Source organism: Nostoc sp. (assembly GCF_054880495.1).
This window is the reverse complement of sequence record NZ_JBTYKD010000281.1, coordinates 26,746-35,924: the sequence shown is the minus strand read 5'-3', so window position 1 is coordinate 35,924 and position 9,179 is coordinate 26,746. Positions and strand designations below refer to the sequence as shown.

General features: G+C 41.8%; 8 protein-coding genes. 3 read left to right on the top strand and 5 right to left on the bottom strand.

The window, feature by feature from the left end; genetic code table 11:
* Positions 1-324: 324 nt before the first annotated feature.
* The 3 genes from ACYTXL_RS24840 to ACYTXL_RS24830 form a co-directional block, all read right to left on the bottom strand.
* Positions 325-1,266 carry a DNA polymerase III subunit delta' gene (locus ACYTXL_RS24840; protein ID WP_461927045.1) on the bottom strand — a complete coding sequence of 314 codons (942 nt, stop codon included), beginning with the start codon at positions 1,264-1,266 and terminating at the stop codon, positions 325-327.
* 285 nt (positions 1,267-1,551) lie between these two features.
* Positions 1,552-1,941: a hypothetical protein gene (locus ACYTXL_RS24835; protein WP_461927041.1), complete on the bottom strand. Its 390-nt coding sequence runs from the start codon at positions 1,939-1,941 to the stop codon at positions 1,552-1,554.
* Between the two features lie 220 nt (positions 1,942-2,161).
* Positions 2,162-3,712, bottom strand: a complete 1,551-nt coding sequence (locus ACYTXL_RS24830) for a hydantoinase B/oxoprolinase family protein (RefSeq protein WP_461927040.1) — start codon at positions 3,710-3,712, stop codon at positions 2,162-2,164.
* 398 nt (positions 3,713-4,110) lie between these two features.
* Between ACYTXL_RS24830 and ACYTXL_RS24825 the strand changes: the two genes are divergently transcribed.
* Together ACYTXL_RS24825 and ACYTXL_RS24820 are read left to right on the top strand one after the other, a co-directional pair.
* Positions 4,111-4,539: an SDR family NAD(P)-dependent oxidoreductase gene (locus ACYTXL_RS24825; RefSeq protein ID WP_461927044.1), complete on the top strand. Its 429-nt coding sequence runs from the start codon at positions 4,111-4,113 to the stop codon at positions 4,537-4,539.
* 26 nt (positions 4,540-4,565) lie between these two features.
* Complete coding sequence (locus ACYTXL_RS24820) at positions 4,566-4,799, top strand: SDR family oxidoreductase (protein WP_461927039.1); 234 nt, start codon at positions 4,566-4,568, stop codon at positions 4,797-4,799.
* A gap of 7 nt (positions 4,800-4,806) precedes the next feature.
* On the opposite strand, the gene ACYTXL_RS24815 is transcribed toward ACYTXL_RS24820, so the two are convergent.
* Positions 4,807-6,921: a hydantoinase/oxoprolinase family protein gene (locus tag ACYTXL_RS24815; protein WP_461927038.1), complete on the bottom strand. Its 2,115-nt coding sequence runs from the start codon at positions 6,919-6,921 to the stop codon at positions 4,807-4,809.
* A 55-nt stretch (positions 6,922-6,976) separates the two neighbouring features.
* Positions 6,977-7,618 carry a Rossmann-fold NAD(P)-binding domain-containing protein gene (locus ACYTXL_RS24810; RefSeq protein ID WP_461927037.1) on the bottom strand — a complete coding sequence of 214 codons (642 nt, stop codon included), beginning with the start codon at positions 7,616-7,618 and terminating at the stop codon, positions 6,977-6,979.
* 267 nt (positions 7,619-7,885) lie between these two features.
* Here ACYTXL_RS24810 and tmk point away from each other — a divergent pair, with 267 nt between their 5' ends.
* Complete coding sequence (tmk, locus tag ACYTXL_RS24805) at positions 7,886-8,521, top strand: dTMP kinase (protein WP_461927043.1); 636 nt, start codon at positions 7,886-7,888, stop codon at positions 8,519-8,521.
* Positions 8,522-9,179: the final 658 nt, after the last annotated feature.

Here is a 9,179-nt window from a genome sequence, read left to right as displayed (position 1 = left end):
CACAAAGTTGAGGAGAAAGCACAGCCAAGCTAGCCCCAAAAAGAAGAACTGGAATCGTCTGCGGTAAGTTGATCATAAGTCAGGGGTACAATCTTCAAAAAGAATAATCGGACAATCTTTATTAGTCATCCCCCACAAGACTTTTGTTTGCCATGAAGCTTTAACAATTGACCAAATCCCTATGTCTTGGGGCGATTTTTAGGTAAATATACCACGCGGTAGGGGCACAGCATTGCTGTGCCCCTACGACAGATGTGGTTGAAATACATGAAAACTGCTGTAAATAATATCATTTAATGTTGCTAAAGAGTTTTGAATGCGATTTTATTTTTGGTATACAGATAAAAGCAGACATTCCCAAACTAGCCGTGGTTGAGCGTAAGCAAGTAAGTATTTACGAGTTTGTTCTAGCTGGTTAATTATGCTGGGTTGATGCCACTCCTGCCAGTAGAATTGCTGAAGATAATCAACTAACCACAGTTGTGCTTCTATATCTAAATCTTTATCAATTTTTTTAGCTAACTCCAAGGCTTTGCGGTAGGAAGCAGGGGCTTTTTTCAAATCTTCGAGTAACTCAGGCGGAATAGCTTGTAATTGCTCGTAAGATGCGATCGCACTCCCCGGACTGCCAGATGCTATACTCAATACTGCCTGATTTGGCAAAATTTCTTGATGACCAGTTTGTGTGAGTACAACAGCTAAAGACTGTGCATCTAAACGATAAAAAGGAATGCGTTGACAGCGTGATACCAAAGTTGGCAACACAGACTCAGGTGTAGGTGCAATTAAAATTAACGTCGCCTGTCCCGGTTCTTCCAAAGTTTTAAGTAAAGCATTCGCTGCGGCTTCTGCCATTGTTTGGGCTTCTTCCAGCACTATCACATTCCTCGGCGCTTCCAAGGGTGGCCGACTGAGAAACTCGGTAATTTCCCGAATTTGCTCTAGGCGAATTACAGGTGGTGCCTTACGCTTAACTCCTTTCTCGGCGGCTTCTGCTGCTGTTAATCGTTGTCCCTGGTATTGGTATGTTGGTTGCACCCATAACAAAGCTGGGTGGTTGCCTTGACGCAAACGGTTTTGTAAAGATGCAGTAACTCCCATCCCATTAGAAAATAGCAATTCCACAAAACACCTGGCTGCTAAACTCCTTCCTACACCATCTGGCCCTACAAATAGATAGGCTGGAGCAACCCGGTTTTGTCTGACAGCCTGAGTGAGTAATTCTATGGCTTGCTGTTGTCCTACTACTGCTGCAAATGGGTTAATAGTTCAGTACCTTCGCCAAAACAATAATCTGAAAACAGAGGGCTACGAATATATTACAATAAGTTTGGGTTAGCGTCAAAAACCATAAACTGCGTCGGTTACGTTGAAGGAAGTGAAACCCAACAAACCACTGAAAATGTTGGCTTACCCTGCGGGATCTTGCTACGTTCCTCAATCCAACCTACGATCTGTATATAAAAGGGTTTTATTTATATTTAGTAACAAGCGCACGAATATAGTATGCTGAGAAATTTAGTTTTCTCAAAAGATATAAGAGAAACCAAATCAATCAGCAGCAGCATAACCAGGCAATGCGTTGAGTTGGAAATTAACAGCAGTTAGATAATTTTGATCGTTTAAAACTTGTGATGGTAATTTATCTGCATTAACAGCAGCCTTCACCAAATCTTCTGCAATAATATTCCTGTTCTGAGTTTGAAATACTAGCGTTTCTCCACTAGGAATCCCGTGTTGCTTCAGACCTCCCTGATAAGCAAAATTAACTAGATTGAAAGGTTGGAGGTAACTAACAGAAGTAGAGTGACTGGATAAATTGTTAGAGTTAATAGCTATTTCCCTGCTGTTGCTAGTGGGTATTTGAGCGCTAACGATTCCAGGTACAAGGGTAATCGAAGCAAAAATAAGTGCAGAATTTATTAAGGTAACAACTTTCATCAGCTTATTCTTAGGTAAAATGCGAGCGGTGTTCTTTAGTAATAGATTCCTCTTTATTATTAATCTCAACTTCCTTCATTCAGGTCATCTGATCGGTTGATATATGACTCACCCAAAAGGGTGATATCATTGAGCGACACAAAGAGCAACGAAGACTCCGTACAAGAACAGCCCCTTCCCTACTAGCATTGGGGAGTAAGATTCAAAGCCCTTAGTGGCACTAGAAGACTTTACCAAATCCACCTCCTCCAGGCGTTTCTATCACAAAAACATCCCCAGGTTTCATCTCTACTGTTGCGGTGCTGTCTAAATTCTCTTCAATTCCATTGTGACGTTGTATCCAGTTGCGTCCGATAATTCCGGCTTGCCCACCATTTAATCCAAAGGGAGGAACAACCCGATGACTAGAGAGAATATTAGCTGTCATGGGTTCTATAAACTTGATGCGGCGGATAACTCCATTACCACCGGAATATTTTCCTTTACCACCGCTATTGGGACGAAGACTAAAGCTTTCTAAAAGTACAGGATAACGAGTTTCTAAAACTTCTGGATCGGTCAAGCGGGAGTTAGTCATGTGAGAATGAACACCATCAGTTCCATCAAAATCAATTCCTGCGCCAGAGCCGCCGCAGATAGTTTCATAATATTGATATTGCTGATTACCAAAAGTAAAATTATTCATCGTTCCTTGAGAAGCAGCCATAATACCCAAAGCGCCATATAAAGCATCAACAATCGTTTGAGAAGTTTCTACATTACCCGCTACTACTGCTGCTGGATAAATTGGATTCAGCATACAGCCGACCGGTATAATAATTTCTAGAGGATTAAGACACCCAGCATTCAGAGGAATATGATCATCAACCAAAGTCCGAAAGACATATAAGACTGCTGCTTGAGTTACAGCTTTAGGAGCATTAAAATTACTATTGAGTTGCTGAGAAGTTCCAGTAAAATCAATAGTAGCACTATGACTTTCTTGGTGAATCGTAACTTTTACTTGAATGATTGCTCCATTATCCATTTCATAAATAAATGACCCATCCTTGAGAAGATTGATAGCCTTTCTCACCGACTCCTCAGCATTAGCTTGCACAAATTTCATATAAGCTTGGACAGTCTCAAGTCCATATTGGGAAACCATTTTACGAAGTTCTTGAACTCCTCTTTCATTTGCAGCAATTTGTGCCTTAAAATCAGCGATATTTTGGTCAGGCTTACGAGCAGGATAAGTATGATTTAAGAGGTGCTGTCTTACTGCGATTTCTCGAAAATTTACCTCTTCAACTAAGAGAAAATTATCAAAAATAATTCCTTCCTCTTCTACTGTGGTACTGTGGGGAGGCATTGAACCAGGAGTAATTCCACCGATATCGGCTTGGTGTCCACGAGAAGCAACGTAGAAAATAACTTGTTTTTTGTATCCGTCAAAAATAGGGGTAATTGCAGTGACATCAGGAAGATGTGTTCCGCCATTATAAGGATTATTGGATAGATACACATTCCCCGGTTTTAGGGTGTCACCTTCATCCTTAATTAGACTGCGGACACTTTCACTCATTGAGCCTAAATGTACAGGAATATGCGGGGCATTTGCTACTAATAATCCCGATGAGTCAAAAATAGCACAGGAAAAATCTAGCCTCTCTTTGATATTTACCGATGTGGCCGTGTTTTGTAACACAATTCCCATTTGTTCGGCGATAAATTGATAGAGATTTTTGAATATTTCCAAGCGGATAGGATCGGGTCGAGATGTTGTGTACATTTTTGTTTTTTATTTGTTTAGATTTGATAAATATTAGAAGCCAAAAGGATTGAATGTTTGTAAAACTTACAGCACTTTGCAGGTAAATTAAGTACACATATTAATATGATAAATCTTGTGGGGTGGGCATCCTGCCCGCCCTTGTGTACCTCATTCAGATGAAATGTGCTGTATATGTTGCACCAGTTTTAAAAATCAGGAGGCGGAACCTCTAAACCCTCGTTACTAAACTGAACCTAGTAACGAGAATATAACCCTTTTTCAGCAAACTCCCATGTCAAGAGTGATAAATTGTTAAAGCATGACCCCGCAAAGGAAACGTTATGACACCACCTGGATTTTCATTGGATGGAAAAATTGCCCTAGTTACTAGAGGGGGGCAAGGATTAGGACTATAAATCACCAAAGCACTCGCGAGTGCTGGTGCTTTTGTTCTTGTCAATGGGCGAAATCATGAAAGCCTAAATCGCGCAGTTGCATCTGTGACTGCAATTGGCGGATCAGCCTTGCCATTGCAATTAGATATTACGGATGAAGCAGCCGTTAAAAAAGCGTTCAATGAAATTCGAGAAAAATACGGGCATCTGGATATCCTGATCAATAATGTTGGTATGCGCGATCGTCGCGGTTTTTTTGAATTTGAAATGGATGCCGTGCGTCGGCTTATCGATACGAATCTTATTGCTTCCTTCAATCTGTGCCAGGAAGCAGCACGGCTGATGATTGAGAATGGCGAGGGGAAAATCATCAATATAACGTCGATCGCTGGACCGATCGCAGGTGCAGGCGATGCTGTGTTGCTGCCAAGGGTGGACTCGAAGCTCTAACTCGCGCTCTTGCCGCCGAACTGGGAATGTTTGGAATAACTGTCAATGGTGTTGCCCCAGCTTTTTTCGCAACTGAGAGCAATGCAGATGTGCTTGCCGATAAACAAATCGCCGCTTGGTTGGAAAAACGAACCTCCCTTGGTCGTTGGGGATATCCAGAAGAAATCGCTGGTGCTGTCGTTTTCTTTGCTTCTCCAGCCGCATCCTATGTCACTGGTCAGATTTTGGCGGTTGACGGTGGATACCTTGCCCATTTTTGATCTCTTGTCAATTCTGCTTCTTAGAGCCTGTTGATAGACGCTGTAAAATCAGATGATTGTGTTCAGTTAATCTGGCGTTCCAGTTAGGTTCAACTACAATTGTGCTAATTTTTTCGACAACGATCGCAGGTCCATTAATTCTATCTTCTGGTTGTAAATCTTCCCGCCGATAAACAGGAGTATCATACCATCTATCACTACTAAACATCCTTACTGTCTCAATAGATGTAGGAGCTTGATCTAAAGGGCGAGTACGAATAATTAAAGGTTCTTCGGGTGTCTCCATCTTCTGAATGACTTCCACTGAGACGGATTCAACAATTAAAGTTTTCTCTAATTGAAGGAAACCATAGCGAGATTTATGTTCAGTCTCAAACTCTTGCCGCATCACTTCTACTTCATCAGCAAAATTAACGGTCAATGTAGAGTTAGTTCCCTCATATTTTAAGTTAACTTTTCGGATTACTTCTACTTGACTACACACTTGATCGATTTCATTTCTAGCTTGAGTTTCTAAATATTCCATTAACTGGTATAATTGAGGAATTAATGCTTGAGTGAGAGATTGTTCTACTCCCGTTTCTCTAATCGCCCTGACATCAGCTAATCCCATTCCATAAGCAGAAAGAACACCCGCATAAGGATGGAGAAATATTTTTTTCATTCCCAAGGTGTCGGCAATTAAACAAGCAAGTTGTCCGCCAGCACCGCCAAAACAACAAAGCACATATTGGCTGACATCATAACCCCGTTGTAGACTGATTTTTTTAATTGCGATCGCCATATTGTCCACTGCGATCGCTATAAATCCAGCCGCTACTTGTTCGGGAGTACAATGATTTAATGTCGCGGCTTGAATGTCTTGGGCTAATTGGGTAAATTGCTGAATGGCAGTATCTTTATCTAAAGGTAAATTGCCATCAATTCCAAAAAACGAGGGAAAATATTGCGGGTGGATTTTGCCTAACATCACATTGGCATCAGTAACCGCTAGTGGTCCCCCACGTCGATAACAAGCAGGTCCAGGATTTGATCCAGCAGATTTAGGTCCGACACGATAACTAGAACCATCAAAAAAGAGAATTGAACCACCGCCAGCAGCAATGGTATTAATTGCTAATACCGGAACTCGCATCCGCGCCCCAGCAATTTCTGAATCTAGTTGTCGTTCATACTCTCCTTTAAAGTGGGCGACATCTGTACTTGTGCCTCCCATATCAAAGGTAATAACTAACTCGAAACCTGCCCTTTTACTAGTTTGGACTGCGCCGACAATCCCGCCAGCAGGACCACTCAAAATACTATCTTTGCCTTGAAATTGTTGGGCTGCGACTAAACCGCCGTCAGATTTCATAAACATTAATTTGACTCCAGGTAACTGAGTCGCTATTTGGTTGACATAGCGATGTAGAATAGGAGTTAAATAAGCATCTACTACTGTTGTATCTCCCCGGCTGACCAACTTGATTAATGGACTAACTTGATGAGATATGGATATCTGCGTAAAGCCAATTTTTAAAGCAAGTTGGGCTATTTGTTCTTCGTGAGCAGGGTAGCGATCGCTGTGCATAAAAACAATAGCACAACTCTGAATTCCTGTGTTGTAAACTGCTTCTAAGTCACTTTTAACTAGTTCAATATTTACAGGTATTAATTCATTTCCGTTAGCATCATAACGTTCATCAATCTCAATCACCTGCTCATAAAGCATAGTTGGTAAAATGATCTGACGCGCAAAGATGTTAGGACGATTTTGGTAGCCAATTCGTAGCGCATCTTTAAAACCTTTAGTAATCAGAAGTACAACCCTGTCTCCTTTCCTTTCTAACAGCGCATTTGTTGCTACTGTTGTCCCCATTTTTACTACTTCTATTGCTTCAGTAGGAATGGGTTTGTTGCCAGAAATACCCATAATATCCCGTATACCTTGGATAGCTGCATCTTGATATTGTTCAGGATTTTCTGAAAGCAGTTTGTAGATTATAATCCATTGCTCATTAGGCAGAGTCACAATTAAAAAACGTTCAAGATGTCTTGATAGTCTGTCTATAATTGCTTGATTATTAGTAATAGCAACAATATCTGTGAATGTACCACCACGGTCAGCAAAAAACTTCAACATTATTCTGTTTCTTCAACGCTATCGGTTCTGTTCGATACTATATTCATGAAGCAGCTCAGACCGGGATGATCTTTTGTCCCTTCAGGTAGCTCATTAGCTTCACAATCTCCTCGCCGCTGTCGAGGTGCATCTCGTGAAAACCAAAGCGCCGCGCCTTATTCACGTCAAAGAAAGCATCATTCTCGACGTTGAAGATGAAGTCGCCGAACGGCCAGTTGGCAAGGTCTCTGAGAAAATTCGGTGCAAGTCCATATTTTTGCACCATCTCGAACCAGATCGGTTCCTTATCCTGCATCGCAGATGTGAGCGAGAAGGTCTGCGGATCGGCGCAGGTGATGCCAAAGGATTCGGCGATCTGCGGGAAGACTTGGCTCCAGCGAAACACGTCGCCATTGGTGATATTGAATATCTCGCCATAGCACGCTTCGTTCAACGCCGCCCATTCCATCGCTTTTGCTAGCAAGGTTGCGTCGGTGCCATTGGCAAGAATATGGTACGCTTTGGGGCTAGCGGGATAGCGCAACGGCACGCCTAGCTCCTTGCACAGGCTCGCATAGACGGCGATCAGGTTGCCGAGATTCATCGGGTTGCCAACTGCAAAGCCAAAGATAATGTCAGGTCGTAGCGCCGTCCATCCCCAACGCTTGCCCTTGGCGGCATCGCGCAGGTAATCTTCTTGATCGTAATTGATTGGCATTTGCAAATCCAAGTCTGGTTAAAACTTTTACTAGCTTATACTATTTGCGGACTTAACACGTTATAGAAAGTTGTACCATTTGAACCCTACCGATTTTTTTAGCCTGTAAACCTTATGGCTACGTTGCAAAATTCTGTCAGTGCCCCTACCCAAAAATATTATCTACTTACGTGAGAGACCTGCGGAATGTGGGTTATATTTAAAACCTTCGCGCTATTCTTAATCAAACGTCAGCGAACAAGTTTATTGCAGCGCACACAAAAAAGCATGGGTGGCAAATTAATTGTATTTGAAGGGGTAGAAGGCTGTGGTAAAACCAGCCAAATACAGCTTTGTTCTGAGTGGTTGGAAAGTCTGGGTGTTTCTGTGGTGGTAACTCGTGAACCAGGAGGAACGGAGTTAGGCTTACACCTTCGCCGCTTGCTATTAGAGAAGGCAGAAGATAAGCCAGTTGCACAAGTGACAGAACTTTTGTTGTATGCTGCTGACCGATCGCAACACGTTGAACAAGAACTTAAACCAAATCTCGCCGCCGGGAAATATATTTTATGCGATCGCTACACTGACTCTACCATTGCGTACCAAGGATATGGTCGCGGTCTGAACATGAGTTTAATCAATCAGCTTAATTATATTGCTACTGGTGGTTTAGAGAGTGACCTAACTATTTGGTTAGATGTCGATGTCGAGGTGGGACTCTCCCGCAAACTCTTAGACAAAGTTGGACTAGACCGGATTGAACAGGAGACAATCGCTTTTCATCGGCGCGTTCAACAAGGATACGCACATTTAGCAATATCCCATCCCTCACGAATTGTTCGCGTAGATGGCAGTTTGAGTAAAGAAATTGTACAACAAATGATTCAAGGAATTTTATGCGATCGCTTGCACTTAGCGAGGTAGGGTAAAAATAATTCGTAATTCGTAATTCGGGCTTCAGTGTTATTCAATTCCTCGAAGGGGTGGTAAATGAGATGAACTCCCCCACTGATGAATAAGCAGCCCTGATTAAGCTAACGATGGAGGGCAAGGTTATGAGCTATCCTGACCGATACGACCAAGAGAGTGAACTTGCACAAAGCTAAGATGCACCTTGAGATGGCGATCGGACTGCTAAATCAGTAAATCAATTTACGAGCCGAACGCACCTAGTCCTTGGAAACATAAAGCTGGGGACTTTTTTATGTCCTTTACACCTAAAGGGACTGCCGTAGGCATCACCGAAATAAAAATTAATTTTGTTAGGGTTTGATTACCATATTATTTGATAATTTACTAAATAAGTTGGTATTATCTTCAGTAGATTACACAGATACACTTATCCATTTTGAAAGATGTAAATCTAACAAGAGGTTTGTGGCTAAATTTGGCGTAAAGATTCATTAGTTTTTAATAACACATATTGAAAACTAGCTATTTTGTATCGTCTGGTAAGGAGTTGAAAGTTTAACGATAGAACCGTTTTGATTTTTATCTAACAAAATTTATTGTCAACTTGCTCAGTTTTGGCGATAACGAGACTAATTTTTGGTGAGCAAACAGCTTTGAGCAAAACTATCTA